The organism is Pseudomonas sp. A39 (assembly GCF_058145955.1).
In genome coordinates this window covers 63,588-78,896 of record NZ_JBYVMD010000021.1, presented here as the reverse complement: position 1 = coordinate 78,896, position 15,309 = coordinate 63,588, and the positions used below count along the sequence as shown (strand labels likewise).

Annotated in this window: 29 protein-coding genes; 13 read left to right on the top strand and 16 right to left on the bottom strand. The window is 58.9% G+C overall.

What is annotated here, in order from left to right; all coding sequences use genetic code 11:
* Positions 1-38: 38 nt before the first annotated feature.
* The 16 genes from AC3ZU9_RS17345 to AC3ZU9_RS17270 form a co-directional block, all read right to left on the bottom strand.
* Positions 39-539 (bottom strand): DUF2514 family protein, encoded by a 501-nt coding sequence (locus tag AC3ZU9_RS17345; protein WP_490091063.1) that lies wholly within the window; start codon positions 537-539, stop codon positions 39-41.
* Positions 536-754, bottom strand: a complete 219-nt coding sequence (locus tag AC3ZU9_RS17340; RefSeq protein ID WP_106804551.1) for a DUF7940 domain-containing protein — start codon at positions 752-754, stop codon at positions 536-538. Before AC3ZU9_RS17340 ends, AC3ZU9_RS17345 begins: the two co-directional genes overlap by 4 nt.
* Positions 755-967: 213 nt before the next feature.
* Positions 968-1,285 carry a hypothetical protein gene (locus AC3ZU9_RS17335; protein WP_490091062.1) on the bottom strand — a complete coding sequence of 106 codons (318 nt, stop codon included), beginning with the start codon at positions 1,283-1,285 and terminating at the stop codon, positions 968-970.
* Between the two features lie 69 nt (positions 1,286-1,354).
* Positions 1,355-1,594, bottom strand: coding sequence for a hypothetical protein (locus AC3ZU9_RS17330; RefSeq protein ID WP_490091061.1), 240 nt, complete (start codon positions 1,592-1,594; stop codon positions 1,355-1,357).
* Positions 1,595-1,760: 166 nt separating this feature from the next.
* Positions 1,761-2,438 (bottom strand): hypothetical protein, encoded by a 678-nt coding sequence (locus AC3ZU9_RS17325; RefSeq protein WP_490091060.1) that lies wholly within the window; start codon positions 2,436-2,438, stop codon positions 1,761-1,763.
* Positions 2,435-3,070 carry a recombination protein NinG gene (locus tag AC3ZU9_RS17320; RefSeq protein ID WP_490091059.1) on the bottom strand — a complete coding sequence of 212 codons (636 nt, stop codon included), beginning with the start codon at positions 3,068-3,070 and terminating at the stop codon, positions 2,435-2,437. Before AC3ZU9_RS17320 ends, AC3ZU9_RS17325 begins: the two co-directional genes overlap by 4 nt.
* On the bottom strand, positions 3,067-3,537 hold the full coding sequence (locus tag AC3ZU9_RS17315) for a hypothetical protein (RefSeq protein WP_490091058.1): 471 nt from the start codon (positions 3,535-3,537) through the stop codon (positions 3,067-3,069). The genes AC3ZU9_RS17320 and AC3ZU9_RS17315 overlap by 4 nt, the downstream gene beginning before the upstream one ends.
* Positions 3,534-4,076: a hypothetical protein gene (locus AC3ZU9_RS17310; RefSeq protein WP_490091057.1), complete on the bottom strand. Its 543-nt coding sequence runs from the start codon at positions 4,074-4,076 to the stop codon at positions 3,534-3,536. The genes AC3ZU9_RS17315 and AC3ZU9_RS17310 overlap by 4 nt, the downstream gene beginning before the upstream one ends.
* 193 nt (positions 4,077-4,269) lie before the next feature.
* Positions 4,270-4,503, bottom strand: a complete 234-nt coding sequence (locus AC3ZU9_RS17305; protein WP_490091056.1) for a hypothetical protein — start codon at positions 4,501-4,503, stop codon at positions 4,270-4,272.
* Positions 4,503-5,312, bottom strand: a complete 810-nt coding sequence (locus AC3ZU9_RS17300; protein WP_490091055.1) for an ATP-binding protein — start codon at positions 5,310-5,312, stop codon at positions 4,503-4,505. Before AC3ZU9_RS17300 ends, AC3ZU9_RS17305 begins: the two co-directional genes overlap by 1 nt.
* A complete protein-coding gene (locus AC3ZU9_RS17295; RefSeq protein WP_490091094.1) occupies positions 5,302-6,108 on the bottom strand; it encodes an LvrA C-terminal domain-related protein in 807 nt (268 codons plus the stop codon). The genes AC3ZU9_RS17300 and AC3ZU9_RS17295 overlap by 11 nt, the downstream gene beginning before the upstream one ends.
* The gene (locus tag AC3ZU9_RS17290) at positions 6,108-6,386 is read right to left on the bottom strand and encodes a hypothetical protein (RefSeq protein WP_490091054.1); all 279 of its coding nucleotides are present in this window, start codon (positions 6,384-6,386) and stop codon (positions 6,108-6,110) included. The genes AC3ZU9_RS17295 and AC3ZU9_RS17290 overlap by 1 nt, the downstream gene beginning before the upstream one ends.
* A complete protein-coding gene (locus tag AC3ZU9_RS17285; RefSeq protein WP_490091053.1) occupies positions 6,383-7,228 on the bottom strand; it encodes a transporter in 846 nt (281 codons plus the stop codon). The genes AC3ZU9_RS17290 and AC3ZU9_RS17285 overlap by 4 nt, the downstream gene beginning before the upstream one ends.
* A gap of 83 nt (positions 7,229-7,311) precedes the next feature.
* Positions 7,312-7,557: a hypothetical protein gene (locus AC3ZU9_RS17280; protein ID WP_490091052.1), complete on the bottom strand. Its 246-nt coding sequence runs from the start codon at positions 7,555-7,557 to the stop codon at positions 7,312-7,314.
* 19 nt (positions 7,558-7,576) lie between these two features.
* Positions 7,577-7,771, bottom strand: a complete 195-nt coding sequence (locus tag AC3ZU9_RS17275) for a hypothetical protein (RefSeq protein ID WP_040267807.1) — start codon at positions 7,769-7,771, stop codon at positions 7,577-7,579.
* Positions 7,772-7,800: 29 nt separating this feature from the next.
* Positions 7,801-8,040 carry a helix-turn-helix domain-containing protein gene (locus AC3ZU9_RS17270; RefSeq protein ID WP_065950843.1) on the bottom strand — a complete coding sequence of 80 codons (240 nt, stop codon included), beginning with the start codon at positions 8,038-8,040 and terminating at the stop codon, positions 7,801-7,803.
* An 83-nt stretch (positions 8,041-8,123) separates the two neighbouring features.
* Between AC3ZU9_RS17270 and AC3ZU9_RS17265 the strand changes: the two genes are divergently transcribed.
* From AC3ZU9_RS17265 to AC3ZU9_RS17205, 13 genes are all read left to right on the top strand, one after another.
* Positions 8,124-8,861 (top strand): S24 family peptidase, encoded by a 738-nt coding sequence (locus AC3ZU9_RS17265; protein WP_490091051.1) that lies wholly within the window; start codon positions 8,124-8,126, stop codon positions 8,859-8,861.
* Between the two features lie 1,210 nt (positions 8,862-10,071).
* Positions 10,072-10,482 carry a hypothetical protein gene (locus AC3ZU9_RS17260; protein ID WP_490091050.1) on the top strand — a complete coding sequence of 137 codons (411 nt, stop codon included), beginning with the start codon at positions 10,072-10,074 and terminating at the stop codon, positions 10,480-10,482.
* A 21-nt stretch (positions 10,483-10,503) separates the two neighbouring features.
* The gene (locus AC3ZU9_RS17255; RefSeq protein WP_490091049.1) at positions 10,504-10,632 is read left to right on the top strand and encodes a hypothetical protein; all 129 of its coding nucleotides are present in this window, start codon (positions 10,504-10,506) and stop codon (positions 10,630-10,632) included.
* A gap of 169 nt (positions 10,633-10,801) precedes the next feature.
* Entirely contained in the window at positions 10,802-11,068 is a 267-nt protein-coding gene (locus AC3ZU9_RS17250) for a hypothetical protein (protein WP_490091048.1), read from the top strand.
* Complete coding sequence (locus AC3ZU9_RS17245) at positions 11,046-11,276, top strand: hypothetical protein (RefSeq protein ID WP_490091047.1); 231 nt, start codon at positions 11,046-11,048, stop codon at positions 11,274-11,276. Before AC3ZU9_RS17250 ends, AC3ZU9_RS17245 begins: the two co-directional genes overlap by 23 nt.
* On the top strand, positions 11,273-11,533 hold the full coding sequence (locus tag AC3ZU9_RS17240; protein ID WP_490091046.1) for a hypothetical protein: 261 nt from the start codon (positions 11,273-11,275) through the stop codon (positions 11,531-11,533). The genes AC3ZU9_RS17245 and AC3ZU9_RS17240 overlap by 4 nt, the downstream gene beginning before the upstream one ends.
* Complete coding sequence (locus AC3ZU9_RS17235) at positions 11,530-11,676, top strand: hypothetical protein (RefSeq protein WP_199520602.1); 147 nt, start codon at positions 11,530-11,532, stop codon at positions 11,674-11,676. Before AC3ZU9_RS17240 ends, AC3ZU9_RS17235 begins: the two co-directional genes overlap by 4 nt.
* A gap of 10 nt (positions 11,677-11,686) precedes the next feature.
* On the top strand, positions 11,687-12,553 hold the full coding sequence (locus AC3ZU9_RS17230) for an ATP-binding protein (protein WP_490091045.1): 867 nt from the start codon (positions 11,687-11,689) through the stop codon (positions 12,551-12,553).
* Positions 12,550-13,167 carry a hypothetical protein gene (locus tag AC3ZU9_RS17225; RefSeq protein WP_490091044.1) on the top strand — a complete coding sequence of 206 codons (618 nt, stop codon included), beginning with the start codon at positions 12,550-12,552 and terminating at the stop codon, positions 13,165-13,167. The genes AC3ZU9_RS17230 and AC3ZU9_RS17225 overlap by 4 nt, the downstream gene beginning before the upstream one ends.
* A gap of 2 nt (positions 13,168-13,169) precedes the next feature.
* A complete protein-coding gene (locus AC3ZU9_RS17220) occupies positions 13,170-13,481 on the top strand; it encodes a hypothetical protein (RefSeq protein ID WP_490091043.1) in 312 nt (103 codons plus the stop codon).
* A gap of 57 nt (positions 13,482-13,538) precedes the next feature.
* A complete protein-coding gene (locus tag AC3ZU9_RS17215) occupies positions 13,539-14,015 on the top strand; it encodes a hypothetical protein (RefSeq protein ID WP_490091042.1) in 477 nt (158 codons plus the stop codon).
* A gap of 119 nt (positions 14,016-14,134) precedes the next feature.
* Entirely contained in the window at positions 14,135-14,728 is a 594-nt protein-coding gene (locus AC3ZU9_RS17210; RefSeq protein WP_490091041.1) for an Lcl C-terminal domain-containing protein, read from the top strand.
* Positions 14,729-14,786: 58 nt separating this feature from the next.
* Entirely contained in the window at positions 14,787-15,140 is a 354-nt protein-coding gene (locus AC3ZU9_RS17205; protein WP_054917220.1) for a four helix bundle protein, read from the top strand.
* Positions 15,141-15,309: the final 169 nt, after the last annotated feature.

The following is a 15,309-nucleotide window of genomic DNA, read 5'->3' as shown; positions in this document are numbered from 1 at the left end:
CGCGCCACGTTTTCGTATGCGCCAAATCGTGGCGCGGCTTATCTGTTCTTCTGCGCTGCTGCGTATGCAGCCTCACACGCAAATCCGGCTACTCGGCTTCGGTCAAGCGCTTCTGCCAGGCTTCCCGTTGTTTCGTCAGCGCTTCTACGCAGGTCGGCAAGCAGAACGGTAAGGTCAGCTCTTGCCTTGCTTCCGCTGGCAACCTCGGCAGTACAGGTGCGTCGACTGGCAAGGAGATCGGTGATTTGTTGCTGCAGGCTGCGAGCCCGGCCATCAGCGACAACAACAGCAGCCTGGATGCTTTGGTTTTGAGTCTTGGCATTGTCGGCTGCTCGATTGATGTCGTCGGTGACCTGACGCTGTAGGGCGAGGGTCTTGCTGAGCGAGTTAGCTTTGGCCGTCGCGGTATCACGCTCGCCGGCCACTTCAAGCAGGTTTGACTGGGCTCGCCTGAGTTTGATGTCCATGACGCCGAACGACACTGCCACGGCTAGGGCAATCCACACCCATGCCGGTACCAACTTCAGCAAGGCGATCACTTCGGCTCACCGTCGCGCAACTTTGGTTGCTGGATCACCCGGAACACTGCCACCCCGATACCGAGGATCATGTTCACCGAAGCGAAGATCAGCGGGTCTACTGCGCCCTGGAAGGCGGACCAACCAGCGGCGGCCGCGTTGAGGGCAACACCAATGATTGCCAGTTGAACACTGGTCATGCGCCAGAACTTTCGCCATTCAGGGATTAGGGTCATGGGATATCTTCGCTGCGGGGAGTTTCTCAAGCCTTTCGGCGTAGAGCTTCCATTGATCGCGACTCTTCAGGGCCTCTCGCAGCTGCCGAGCAAGTCGCTCAGAAGGCGCGCAGTTGGAGGCAGTGAGGCCGGATACCGTGTAGGTAATCTGGGGTGGAGGAACATGCTTGGTCGTGCACCCGGCAATCAGGAACATCACGATCAGCACAATTCTCATTTTGGGCGTCCGTTCTTCACCAGTTCACGCATGCTTTCGACGACTTGCTCAATCTTGAACTCTTGGCGCTGGGTGCTGACGCGCAGGGAGTCGACGAACTTGTCTGTCGACTCCCTCGATCGCTCCAGCGATTCAACCCGCTGCCCGATCAGGGCTTGATTGGTTTGATAGGCGGCGAGCTGCACCTGAAGAGATCCAAGGGACCCCACCACGTACACAAAAGCGCCAATGGCGCCCGCCGACAGGATCGTCTGCAATATCGGCACGACGACCTTGAACGCCGTGCTATCTGCAATGCGCGATACTTCTGTCATAGGGGCACCAGGGAATTAAAAGGGCCTCATTAGGGTGAGGCCAAGATGCAGCAGGGAGCAGCGATGGATTCAGAATGCTGGTGAGATATCGAAGTAGTAGTCCTTCCCTTCTTCGAAATGCTCGCCGCGGTCGGCGGCCACGTTTACGACGTATTCGCCGTAGGGCGTGTACTTGCCGTAGATCGCGTCCTCCTCCGCTGGATTGGCCGACCACACGGCGCCGAAGTGCAGGCGGGTCAGAGATTCCGTCGAGCCCTGAACAGGCCCTTTGGAGCGTAGAGTCATTTTGCAGCGGGTAATCTTGGTCATCGGTAGATCCTCTGTATGGATGGGCAGGAGGGTCTTTCCGGTCTTTCGCCTGCATTTGGGCAATAAAAAACCCGGCGCGGTGGCCAGGTTTCGAAGTGGTCGTGCGCTGGAGGTAAGTTGCGCAGTGTGGAAAAAGTACATCAAACTCCCCACCATGGCAACACCTTTATGCCGCATCCTCTGAATTTTCCGCGTGTATCACCTGCCATACAGGCTCTTGCGCCTGGATATCCACTTCCTCGATAGCTTTTTTCAGGAAATTCCAGATGTCGAGCCAATCACGATCCCAGTGCTTGGGCTCCACGGTGATCCCGTACAGCTTCATCATGGCTTCAGACACTCGGGCTGGGCCCCACGCGTCACCGCCGCTCACCTCTACCTTGTAGGACTGCAGGGCGCAGGTGATCAGGCAATGAACCTTCGCCGCCTTGGCGTCGGTGAGCGCGCCAAAGTCCGTATCCGCCCAAATGAGCTTTTCGGCGTTGAGCATGTGCACGACGGTCATGCACGGGTGGTAAAGGTAGTGCCCCAGCTGCTGCACTTGGAACGGAAGCGACTCAATCGCCTTCTGCACCTTGCCCATGGTGAGAAGGTGAGCTGCACGATGTGTGGAGCGGCCAATCGGTGAGCGACGCGTTTCGGCAATGCTGATTTTCTGGCGCACAGCCATGATGCGCTCTTCCTTGTCCTCACCTTGGGCGGCGAAGATGATCTCTCGGAGTGCTGCCTTTTCCTTCCTAAGTACGGTTGCGGACTTGGCCCGGTCAGCCGCAGCAGCACTGATCGAGGCGTTTGATTCGTGCTGTGCATCAGTCCACGCTTGACGTGCGTTGATCAACTTCATGCGGCTTCCCCTTTTTTCAGCTCTCTGGTCATTGCCCGGTATTTGGCCTTGATGGCCTTGATCTCTTCCACGGTGTACTTGCATGGCGCGTGCAGACCTTCCAGCCAGGCCACCTTCTCGGCGCCGATGCGTTGCACCAGGCGGATGCGGTACTCCACGGCATTGCCGGACAGGTTGCGGTTGCACTTCACGCACTGCCGGTGGATGTTCAGCGGCTCGAAGCGCAGCTCGGGGCAGGCGCCGACAGATCGGTAATGCCCAGCGTCCCAGCGGCTGCCGGTCATGAGGTCGCTGTCGTTCGGTGTGGAGTCACAGCTGATGCACGGAAGATGCGCATCACGCAGGCGCACGTACTCGTTAACCGCGGCCTGGGCTTCGCGCAGGTGATCCGCCCGGGTCTTCAGCTTCTCCTTGCGGACATTGATCTCGCGGCGTCCAACTTCTGCCAGCGCTTTACCGGCGATCGCCCGCCCCTTCTCGGACTTGCCGTGTGCGATCGCGCACTCGATCTCGCCGCACACCACCTGCGATTCGCGCGATTTCGTGAACATCACCCTGCACTCTGGGCAGCGTTTACGCCGTGGTGGACCGGATTGGAGCGGAGTTTTCCGTTGCAGTGGCGTGCGCTTCATGCGGCCTCCTGGCTAAGCAGGTCAGAGAAGTACACGCCCTGCGGAGCAAAGCGCGCGACGATGCGATCGGTGTAGGCGATGCCCTGTGCGCGATTGAATAGGCTGGTCACTGGGAAACCGTCCGGGCCGAAGAGCTTGCACTCCCCCATCATGGCCAGCTTCGTTTCGTACGGCAGGTGGCGCATCACCCGGTACCACTCGGCCTGAAAACCGGCGTCCTCGTTCAGCAGGATCTGCACGCCGATGTGCAGCTTGCAGTAGCTCCGGGCGTCGGCAGCGTCACCGATCTGGGTCATCTCGGCGATCCGCTTGTACATCGCGAACCAAAGACGGTTCTGGTCGAGGGTACGATCCTTGCCAGGGCGCAGGCTCACGACCACGAAGTGCTTGTCCTCGAACATCTTGGACATGCGGGTGATGGCCTCGGTGAGCATGGAGCGGCAGTTGATGGAGATTTTATCGGTCATGGCCGCTCTCCCTTGCGCAACGCGGCGTCAACCCGCAGGGTCAACTCTGCAGGTGCGTGGTTTCCGATTGAGCGCATTTCGCGGAGAAGGCCGTGCAGCGCCTCGTTCTCGGCCTTGAGCTGGTCGCGCTCGGCAGCCAGAGTCTCAAAGTCTTCGACCGGGCCAAGAACGCCATCCCCTCCGCAGGTCCCACACACATCCATATCCGGTTCTGGCGGCTGGTTGTGACCTTGATAGGAGCTGTGGCCGGAATAGATCTCGCCCTGGCCACCGCAGTCGCGACACACGCAAAGTCGAGCTTTGATGCGCTCGTTCTCGGCGATCAGGGCCGGGATTGCGGCAGGGCTGGCGGCAAGCACCAGATCCGCGTAATCCTTGTTCTGCGCCACGAGGTCAGGGAATGAGCGGTTCTGATGCACGTCGAAGACGATGCCGTTGTCGTTGCGGATATACAGCGCGCCGTGGCTGCGCATAAAGCGAAGCGGCTGGTTCCCCTGGCACGTCTCGGCAATCGACTTCAGTTCGGTGTAGTCGGTCATGGCCGAGCCCCCAGTGTTTGATCCCACTCTCGATAGCAAGGAGTTTTGCGAGCCCAACGCTCTTGCCCATAACCAGGGTCAAGCCAAAATCCGAACGGGATGGCGCCGGGTTCGAACTCATACCAGTACCAGTTGCCGTCTTCGTTCTGAGCAAGCCATTGGGCCCATTCAGGCGCGTCATTCCAGTGCGGAGTCATAGCCTCACCTCCACGCCCAAGCGAACTCGCTCAGCCCATTCAGTCATGTCGCGAACGGTGTAGTTTTCGATACGCCCAACCAGCTCAGGACGACGGCTACGCAGCACCTTCATTCGAGCAACCTTGCCATCCAGCACTTCGAGCACTTCAAATTCCGCCACCAGATTTCCTTGGTTGCTGTACCGGCCAACCTGCAACCCGGGCTTGATTTCATTTTTCTGGATGCTCATCAGAAACCCTCCTTTCCGCGCTGTGATTCCCAATCGAACGGGACCACGATCACCCCACCCTCCCGAAGCCGATCAATGCATCGGTCACCGATGGCATCGGGCAGCGCCTTGGCTTCCAGGTTGGAGACGATCACCGTAGGGCGCATCTGCTCGTACCGACCGTTGATGATTGCGAACAGCGTGGTCAACTCGAAGTCGCTGGGCTTTTCCTTGCTGACGCCGATCTCGTCCAGGATGAGCAGCGAGGGGCTGATCAGGCTGGCGAGTATTTGGCTTTCGCTCTGGTCGCTGGTGCGGTCGTAGGTCGCCCGGATCGCCTGCAGCACGGAACCGATGGTGCGGTACACAGCAGTGGCGCTGGACCTGGCCATGATCTCGTTGGCGATCGCCACGGACAGGTGCGTCTTGCCGGTACCGGGCTTGCCCAGCAGCAACAGGCAGCGGCCAGCCTCGGCAATCTGCTTGAACTCGGCGGCATACCGGCGGCAAGTGTTCAATGCCTTGTGCTGCTCTGCGGTGGTGGCGATGTAGCCGTCCAGGGTCTTGCTGGCGAATCGTTTGGGGATCAGTGCGGCACCGAGCTTGCGCTCCATGGCCATGCGGATTTCCATCGCCTTGTTGGCCTGCTCGGCGGCCTCGGTCTTCTCGCGCGTGATCCGGCTGCACTCAGGGCAGGCGCTCTTCAGCTCCTTGCCCAACACCGGGAAAACCTTCTGCTCGAAGTCGCCGTGGGTCTCGCACGTTGCCGGCTGGATTCGAGTGCCTGGCGGGAACTCAGGCGACAGTTGTTCAACTGGCTCAGATCGCATAGGAACCGTCCTCACGCTGAATCAGGCCTGCGGTGTAGTCGCGTTCAGCGAAACCCGTGTGGCGCGATTGTGGGAAGTGGTGGACGTTGTTCGGAGTGTCTGGGATCTCATCCTGCCAGCGCTTACCGTTCAACCAAGTCGATGGGTGCGGGATGAACTGGCCCTTCTCCTTGAGCCAGTCCGGCGTCAGTACCTGCTTGGCCAGGGCCTTGACCATCAGGTCGAACAGTTCCGGGGTAACCTTGAGTTTCGTCCAGGCCTTCTCCGCCTTGTCCTTCCCGACCTTGCGTGGATAGAGCTTCCAGAACTTTGGGAAAAGGTCTTCCACCACCACCGGAGCGGGCGACGGAGGAAGGGAATCAGGAATCAGGTTAAGGGAATCAGAAGAGAGGGAATCAGCCGGGAAAGAACTGTTCTCGCCTGGTGCTTGCATGGTGCTAGCACCAACCTTTACCGGGCAATGCTCTGGAACAAGCATTTCAGGGATGACGCTCTTGGCTTCCTTGAGGTGCGGGTTCTGGTGTTTCGCCCAGTTCACGATCTGGATGGCGTGGAATGATCCAACGGTGTACCGCGTGATGAATCCCAAATGATCCAGGTCAGCGAGCATCTTTTCGATGTCGACGTTGTCGGCGGGGAACAGGGCCATTTTCAGGCGGCGCGGGCGATCCTCGAGGCGCCCTTCACGGTCGGCCTCGGTCCACATGCCTATGAATAGGAGTCGGGTGGCAAAATCCACCTCCGCCAGGTGTTCGTTCGAGAAGAACCCTGGCTTGATGTTTCGGGATCTGGCCATCATTGGGCCTCCTTGGTGTTCTGGGCGGTGCTCTTCAACGCGGCAGTCAGCAGCCGGTAATAGCGCTTGAAGCGCTCCGGCTGATCGGTCTCAAGGCTCCAGCCTGGGTCACGGCACCATCCGCAGGTTTCTGCATCGCAGTCGTGCGGCTGAACTTCAGGAAAGTGCTTTTTGATGATCGCGCGGGCTTCCTTGTTGATCGCGGCAGCCTTGGTCAGGAAGCGTCGACCAGCAGTCGGGGCCAGGTAGACGGTGGCTTGTTGAGTGACGATGCTCATGCCGCACCCCGCATAGCTTTGTCGTGGGTGAACAGGCCGTCCCAGGTCTTCTTCATGGGCAACTCGCCGGCCAGGTACAGGTCGTACAGGCGTGCAGCGCCCTTCTTCAGGAGGATTGGCGTGTAGGAGATGAATGGGTCTTTGCCGTGCGGGGTGACTTCGTGCTGGTGCTCGGTCATGTACTTGTCGCGGGCATAAGAAGAGACGCGCCACCGGGTCCCAGACCGACCCTCAGTGAATAACCAGTTTTTAGCCTTCAGGCAGGCGTTAACTTGCATCACGTTCAAGCCGTTTAAGCGCTTGCAGAACTGAGCTGCCGTCTCGCCTTCCCTGAACAAGTCTTCCAAGCATTGAATCTTCGTGGCCTGCTGATGATTTTCTACGCGAAGCACCTCCGTCTGCTCGATCTGGTCGGCATAGAGGCGCAGGGCTTCGGCGTAGGAAGGGAGTGCGACCTTTTGTGAAAATCGCTCTTCCAGCGCTGTCATATGGTCGAAAACTGCGGCCTGCAGATCGTAGCTGTACGACATTGCCATCAGGCAGGATTCGCGCTTTGGGAATGAATAACCCTTTCGAGGGCGCCCATAGCTATCAGGGAGATCGGCAATAAATTTTGCCGATGCCTGCTCGCCCAAAACCTCTGGCACTTTTCCTAAAAAGCTCTTGTGCATGAGCAGAGCAAATTTAGAACCTGTCTCGGCGGATTGACGTGAGCGATGAGCATTTATGAATTCGACAAGTTCAAGACTTGTCATCGAAACTTCGCGCGCCACGTTTTCTGCAATCGCAAAACGTGGCGCGGGATTATTCAGGGCCTGTACATCGGTGTTAGAGGTATGCATAATCGGCCTCACAGATGATTTTGCTGTATGCAGTTAAAGAAGCCAGGCCGCGAACCTGGCTTTTTTGTGCCTGCGATTTGGGTTTATGGATTCGGGTCTTCATCAGTCCCTCCTTTTTCAGGCCCTAATACGGCCTTCGGCGGGTCACGCCGTGTCGTTGGTAGATGCCGGATTTTTCCAGCCCCTCTTGGCCTGGTTTTCTCGAAAAAGCGTTCTGCTCCAAGCTTTGCGGCGTACTCGTCAGGCGTCATGCCTTCCGCTGCTGCCAACCGTTCAAGCTTTTCGTAGAGGCGCCCATCGATCCCGTGGCTGATCGTGGTTTCAGGCACATAGCCTCCTTCAGGGCCTTCAGGCCTGCATGTGTTTACCGGTAGCATTCGGTTCAACGATGCTTTCCAACTTCTCCTCGACGCACATGCGCACAAACACGGCCAGCTGCAGCTTGTGCAGGCGGGCCACAGCCTTTAACGCCTCATAGGTTTCATCGTCATAGCGGGACTTGATCTCCCGGTCTTTCAGGTGGCGCGTGTCGTCGTATGCCATTGGTGAGGCTCCTTGGTTGTTCGAAATGGTTATGCAGCTGATTTCTTAGGGTGTGCCTCGGCGAGCAGCCAGGCAGGCTCGAACGGCTTGCCGTTGGCGGCAGCCAGTTCTGCAATTTTCTTGGCGTATTGGGTTTCGCCGGTGTACTCGGTGCGCGGCAGCGCGTCGGCAACAAGCCATTTGTAGATAGCGCGCGGGGTCTTCCCGCAGGCCAGCGCCACGGACGGAACACCACCAGCATCATCAATCGATTTCTTGAGCGGCCGCATATGGCCTCCGAGTCAAATATGAACTTACGGTACATCTTATGTCGGAACTGAAAGTACATGCAAGCGCGTGAGAACATGAACCCATGGTTCAAATAGAAGAAATACGCAATTCGTTCGTAGCGCGCCTAAAGAAATCCCTGTCAGAGGCGGGGATTCCTGAGTGGGGCGCAGGCGTTCGCTTGGCGAAAATGGCGAAGGTCACCCCTAAGGCTTGCAGCAAGTGGCTAAACGGAGAATCTATGCCGGGCGGCGCGAAGATGCTCGCTTTGGCTACCGCGCTGAAAGTAAGGGTCGAATGGCTTGAATACGGGCGCGGAGATATGCGCGAATCAGTGCCACTGGGTCCTGATGAAAGCCGAACCCCTCCGCGCAGCTTTGATCTGCAGGATGAGCCCAGCTACACCGGAGTGCTCCAACTTACTGCTCGCGGCTCAACCGGTGATGGTGACGACAACCCGCACGTCGAGATTCGCGGGGTCATGGCATTCAAGTCGGCGTGGCTCCGCGCCAACAATCTCAACCAGAAGCATTTGGATGTGATCTATGCCAGCGGCAATAGCATGGAGCCGACCATCAATGACGGCGACGTGCTGCTGATTGATGAGTCGAAGATCGAGCCGAAGGATGGACAAATCTTCGCCATGCAGAGCGAGTCCAAAGGCACGATCGTTAAGCGCCTTGTGAAGTCGGACTTCGATGGCTGGATCATCCGTAGCGACAACCAAGACAAGGCGCGCTACGGCGATGAGACGCTGCGTGATGGGGAGATAAACGAGGTTCGCATCATCGGGCGCGTTGTATGGCGTGGCGGAATGCTCTAGAAACCCGAAAAGAACAAGCCCGGCCACTGCGCCGGGTTTTTATTGGGCCGAGACTAAGGTTGCCTGATGTCGATGCCGGACGCGTAATCACTCGCCCGGCCTTGGGCGAAATCCTTGCAGCTGATAACCCCCTTCATTCCACGAGCTGTGTCCCACCCGTCCATGTAAAGCCTCACGACCGCAGTTCTTCTGATCTGTGGAATTGCCTTTACCTGGCCCTCTAAGCGGAGCCATTTCACAAAGTCGCCTTCGTTCATGCCGCTCTTAAAGTCAGAGCATCCAGATAGCCAGATCTGCTGGGCGTCATACGCGGCATCGCTTTTGTCATATATCGCCCTAGGCTGATCACCTACCTCGTTCGCTGAGCAAGCTGCACTCAAGAGAGAAAACACCACCGCAGCTATTTCCTTTCGCACGTTACGCCCTCCCAATTTGATTAGCATTTTAACGCCTCCCACCGCTGATGGCAGGGCTTTCGTGCGCGCACGGTAAAAATATGTACTTTTGGTACTTGACCAATATGAACCATTGGTACATATTCACTCCATCGCAGCGACTTACGAGGGACTGCGAAGGGCCTCACAGCCCGCCGCTCTTTAACAGTCTGGAATCTTCGCGGATCGATCCCCGGAAACGGGAAGCCCTTGAGGCATCGCCAATACGGCGAACAGCGCGAAAACTAAATTCGATCCCCATGCCAGCTCTGGAACTGGCCGTACTCACCAGATGTGAGTACGCGAAACCACGCAAGCCGGTCGGCGAAGAACACCGTCCACGAAATGTGTGACGCCGGCCAGAGATATGAATCGGGCGATGCGCGTGGTGGAGATGAAACACCGAATTCAAGAATTAGCGGGCCCGATAGCTTCGGCTGGGACCGCCGGACCTCATGCACCCTGCCCACATAACCGGGCAAACGAGCTGCAGCGTGCATGTTGTAGGGACCTGTGATCCAAGGCGAACAGATGCTGATCGACGCCATGGGGAGGAAGCTCATCGCCAACCTACGAAGACGAACGGCCAGCCCTGCAATCAGCAGCGGGCAACGGGCCACACCGCTGACGCAACAAACCCAGGCCGTCGCCAGTAGCGGGCCTGGGCACCCTTACCCACCTCTATTACGTCAGCACTCCTCCCCCGCGCCCATCGGCAACCAGCGGGAGGAAGGAGTGTTGACGAATACAGGTGAACCAAACTCACGGAGCAAATCATGAGCGAGCACACAAGAGGCCCTCTGGAGTTTTCCAGCGCAGGGTTCGGCAGTAAGTCCGGTATCACGGTTGACGAGTATTTCATTCGCCGCCCCGAAGATGATGTCGCTGTTGCGGCTGATGTCATCGACCCTGACACGGGCTCGCCATCAGAGAGCAACGCCCGCCGCCTTGTAGCGTGCTGGAACGCCTGCCAGAACATTGCGACCGACGCCATCGAGTCAGGCTCGCTTGATTTGTTCCAGCTTCAACTTGACCGAATGGTGCTAACGCAGCAGCGCGACGAGCTGCTGAGCCTTGCGCGTCGCTGGGCAGCGATAGATGCGCAATGGCATCCAGATCGTTACGAAAGCGAAAAGGCTGAGTTGCTGATTAATACCAAAGCTGCCATCGCCAAGGCCACCGCCTAACCCCAAACACTGGAGGTCGCCATGAGCGAACACAGCAAAGAATACCAGCGCGGCTACGACGCTCGCCAAGACGGTGAGCCAATGAACCACAGTAAGTCCAGCGAATGGCAATGCGGCTGGTACGCAGCGCAAAGCGATATAGCGCAATGACCAGGAGCGCGCCATGAAACGCACCCCAAGACAACCCCGCAAGCCCCGCCCCGACTTACACGACTGCGCCAAAGGTCAGATGCACGACCCGGCAGCGAGAAAGGTCGTGAGGACTATGCCGGGCGGGTACATCGCCTGATTCAACACCCGCCGCCTGGAGGCAGCCACCATGCACCCTGACATCCAAATGCGCCGCGACATTGTCGACGGCCTGCATCAGCGTTCCCGTCTTGCCACTGCCGAGTTCTACCAGCTGATTGGCCGGCCTGAGCCAGTGGTCGCCTTCCGGATGGTGGTAAAGCCTGCCGGCCGTGACTTCTTCCATGTGGTGGATAGCCAGACCGACAAGGTCGTGGGGTACCGCTGCGACCATAACGAAGCCTGCGCCCTCGCCCGGCGCCTGGAGACTCGCCATGCCAACCAGCTACGCGGATAGCGCCCAGGCCAGGCAATCAGACAGGCGCTGGGACTTGCCCGACTTCGGTAGGCAGAAGCACGTCGACCTTTTCCATGAGTACACGGCAGACGACTTGGCTGAACATGAGGCTCGGCGCCTCAAGGAGCGAGCCAGCCTCAAGTTGCGCATCGGTGCCGCCCTGGCACAGATGGAGCTGATTTGCCCACCATCAGGAGGTGTTGCATGAGCAGATACCACCAGCGCGCCATTGACATGATCCAGCACCAAATCACGCAGGTGTGCAAATCGTGCTGCCCAAGCGAGGACTTTTGCGAGGGCTTGATTCAGGCAAATGTCGGCCAGGGCCATATCAGCACAGAAGAGTCTGTGGAGCTGATGCAGCTGCTGGTCAATGCAGTGTCGGCTAGGCGCCAAGAACTTCAACAGGAAAGCGCTGCACAGCGTCTGGCGGCCTACGAGCGTCAGTATGCGAGGGCGTCATGAGCACATCGCCAAAACTGGCCGCCCAGTTCGACTGGATGATGGTCGGCGCCTTCTCGCCTGATCGGTTTACCGGTGAACAGCGCAAAGAGTACGAAGACGAAGCCCGCCGCATCCAGCGGCAGTGGGACAACCAACCCAACTGAGGAAACTCAAATGTTCAAGAAAGCCGAACGCAAGCAGGCCAAGCTACGGCTGGCACTTGCTGGGCCGTCTGGATCAGGCAAAACCTACTCCGCTCTTCTCCTGGCTCAGGGGCTTGGCGGGCGCGTCGCGGTGCTAGACACCGAGCACGGAAGCGCATCCCTGTATGCCGACCTGGTCGACTTCGACGCAATGGAGCTGCACGCGCCTTATTCCCCGGAGCGCTACATCGAAGTTATCGTAGCCGCCGAGCTGGCAGGCTACGACACGCTGATCATCGATAGCTACTCGCATGAGTGGACAGGTTCCGGGGGCTGCCTGGAGCAGAACGAGACAGTGGCCCACCAGAAATTCCGGGGCAACACGTGGGCGGCCTGGAACGAGACCACGCCGCGCCACCGGAAGCTGACGGACAAGATCCTCACCAGTTCGATGCATATCATCTGCACCATGCGCAGCAAGACGGAGACAGTCCAGGGCGAGGGCAAGAAGATCCTCAAGCTGGGCATGAAGTCCGAGCAGCGCGACGGCACCGACTACGAATTCACCGTGGTGCTGGACCTCACCCATGACGGTCACACGGCCACAGCCAGCAAGGACCGTACAAAGCTGTTCGACCAGCCTGAGCTGATCAGCGAGGAAACCGGCAAGCGCCTGCTGAGCTGGCTGAACTCCGGTATCAGCCCGGAGGAGCGAGCCAAGGAGCTACTTGTTGATGCGATCGCCGACGTCCGTCAGGCGGTGGACATGGCCGCGCTGGAGTCCGCTTACAACGCCGGGCGCGTAATCGTCCACGGCTTCGACAACCTCAAGCCCTCGCTGGTCGCCGCCAAGGAGATCCGCAAGGCCGAACTGAACAAAGCGAGGCAGCCAGCATGATCAGCATCCTACAGAACGAAGTGGAGAGGCAGCGTGGCGCATCCAACGAGCTGGCAATGCAGCGCGAAGCCTTCTTGAGCGGTGGAGGGACTATTCAGGTGCTCGATGGGCCAAACTTCAGGCCGCCACCGGCTAGACATGAGCCGCCACCACGAAAGAAGGCCAACAAGACATGCCTGCGCCGGAAAGCTGAATCGGCAGAGCTGCCAGTTGAGCCGCTTGATCCGGCCCGCGATAAGCGCATGAAACTGCTTGAGCGGGTATTGGCTATCGCTGATACGCACACCCAGACCGAAGCTTCAATGGCCCTAGGGGTCGGTAGCAGAACCCTATCCCGCCTATCCAAAGAGTTCGACTTCAAATTCAGAAGGTCGAGCCATGGTGGCTATAACGGCGCTGAGCGGAAACAAGCGCTCAACGGTCGCGATGAGAGGTTTGTCGAGCGCATAAAGGCATTCAAGGAGCTTGGAATCAGCCGGCGGCAGGTGTGCGGAAAGCTGGCGATTTCCTGCAAAACACTGGATCGCATCCTGATCAAGTTCGGAATCGACTACCCGAAGCTCACCAAAGGCCAAGCGCCTGCCTTCTTCGTGAAAACAGAACAGCAGGTCTGATCATGGCAGTTCAACAGAAGGAACGATCGGCAAAGACTGCGGCGAGGCGAAAGACTCGCGGCGAGGAAGAGTTGCGACTCCACACGATGGCCGGCACCCGCCAAGCCTTGGCTGACCTGATGGCTTGGAACGGCATCGATGAACAGGGCGAGGCTATGACGCTGATGATTCACCACCTGCACGGCCTCGGCCCAGCAGGATCAGCTCAGTTTCTCGCACCTCCGCGACACGAATACGTGATACCCGAAAACGTGTCGGCAAAACTGCTGCTCGCCTACAACCGCAAAGCCATTCGCATCTGCAACGATGAATAACCCACCCTACTCGCTGCATCCGGTAACCGGAGGGCGGCGCTTACCCGGAGTAACCCCATGACCAAGCAAGCGCAGCAAACAGTACTCGCCGCCGAACTCCCTGAGCGCGGCCAACCTCTGGCCGGCGGCGTTTTCGTCACCCGCTACTGGCTCAACGGCGTCGAGCGGGCCCTGATCCTGCTGCCTGACGAGCTCAGCGGCCAGTGGGGCGAGTACGGCGTCGAGATCAAGGGTGCCGGCAGCTATAGCGATGGCGAAGCGAACACCCGCGCCATGGCCGAGGCTGGCAGCGTGATCGCCGTGAAGGCCCTGGAGCTGGGCGGCCATGTCCCTTCGTGCCTGGAAGGCCAACTGCTGATGGCGGCCAAGGCCGATGGCCTGGTGGTGCTGAACGAAGAGCGCTTCCACTGGCTGAGTACGCAGCGCTCCGCCTACTACGCCTACTTCTTGGACTTTGGAGATGGCTGGCTCAACAGCTTCGGCAAGTTCAGCGAGCGGCTCGCGCGCCCTGTCCGCAGCCTCCCTATTCAGTAATTCATTCCTTCAATCGTTTTTCGCAGGTGATTCCCGGGAGCGCCAGGACGGCGCTCAGGCCAGAAGCTCGTCGGGAAGCGCCGGCTACCTGCAACTTATCTCGCTCACAGGAGCACCTCATGCGCGCAAATGAACTGACCACGTACACACGTGGCGATCTGACTATCAGCAGCCCGGACGAAGGGGTGGTGCTGAAGCTGGCAACGCTGGCCATCGCCGCCGCGCCGGCTATTGCGGCAAGCGGCATCCCCGCCATCGGCGATTACTGGCCCGGCGAAGGAGGCGTGAACGGCGGCCTGTTCCCAGGCGGCGACAAGCCCTACTACCTGATCGTGCCGACCGGCGCAGATGCCGAGTCCAATCTTGAGTGGGGCGGCTACGGCCATGAGCTCGACGGCGCCAAATCCCCATGGGATGGCCAAGCCAACACCGCCCACCTGGCAAGCAGCAACCGGGAGCACGACCACCCGGCCGCCCAGTTCTGCGCCAACTTTGAGCGTGACGGTCACAAGGACTTCTACTTGATGGCGCGCCGCGAGGCGTCCTTCCTCGAAATTACCGTGCCGGACGTCTTTACCCAGTCTTATCACTGGACGAGCTCGCAGCGCTCCGCCCTCAACGCCTACATCATGGACTTTGGAGATGGCTGGCTCAGCCACTTCGACAAGTACGACGAGCGGCTCGCGCGCCCTGTCCGCAGAAAGTTTATTTGATCATTCAATTCTTCATTCATGGGTGCGATAGCACCCTCGCTTTTCAGGGAGGCCAGGGATGGCGCTTCATACGGATTTGGAAATCCACAAGGTGGCCGAGGAGCTGCTCGGGCTTTCGCTTGACCTGGTGCGCAATATCCCGCGCGACCTGAAACAGGTTGTCGGGGCAAAGATCCGGGACGAGTGCTTGCAGGTCCTGGTGCTGATCGGCCGGGCCAACATGACCCGGGACAAACTGCCCCAGATCAACCTGCTGCTGGAAAGCATTTGGATGCTGAACTATCTGCTGAGAGCCCTCACCAATCGAGGGTTGATCAGCAAGGGGCAGCATGCCAAGGCAATGAAGATGACGGCCTCTGTAGGCCGCCAGGCAAATGCCTGGAAGAAGTCCGCAACCGCGCCCGCTGCTTGAGGGTCAAGGCCCTCTTGCCTGTGCGCCAAATCTGGTCGAGCCGCTGACCTCTGGGTCACCGCCATGCGCACAACAGAAACCGCCGGTCTAAAGCGTCCGCGTAGGTCTCGCGCAGTTTCCAAGCTGATCGGCACTGCCTTCGGTTTGGCGATGTAAATAGCTCGACAGG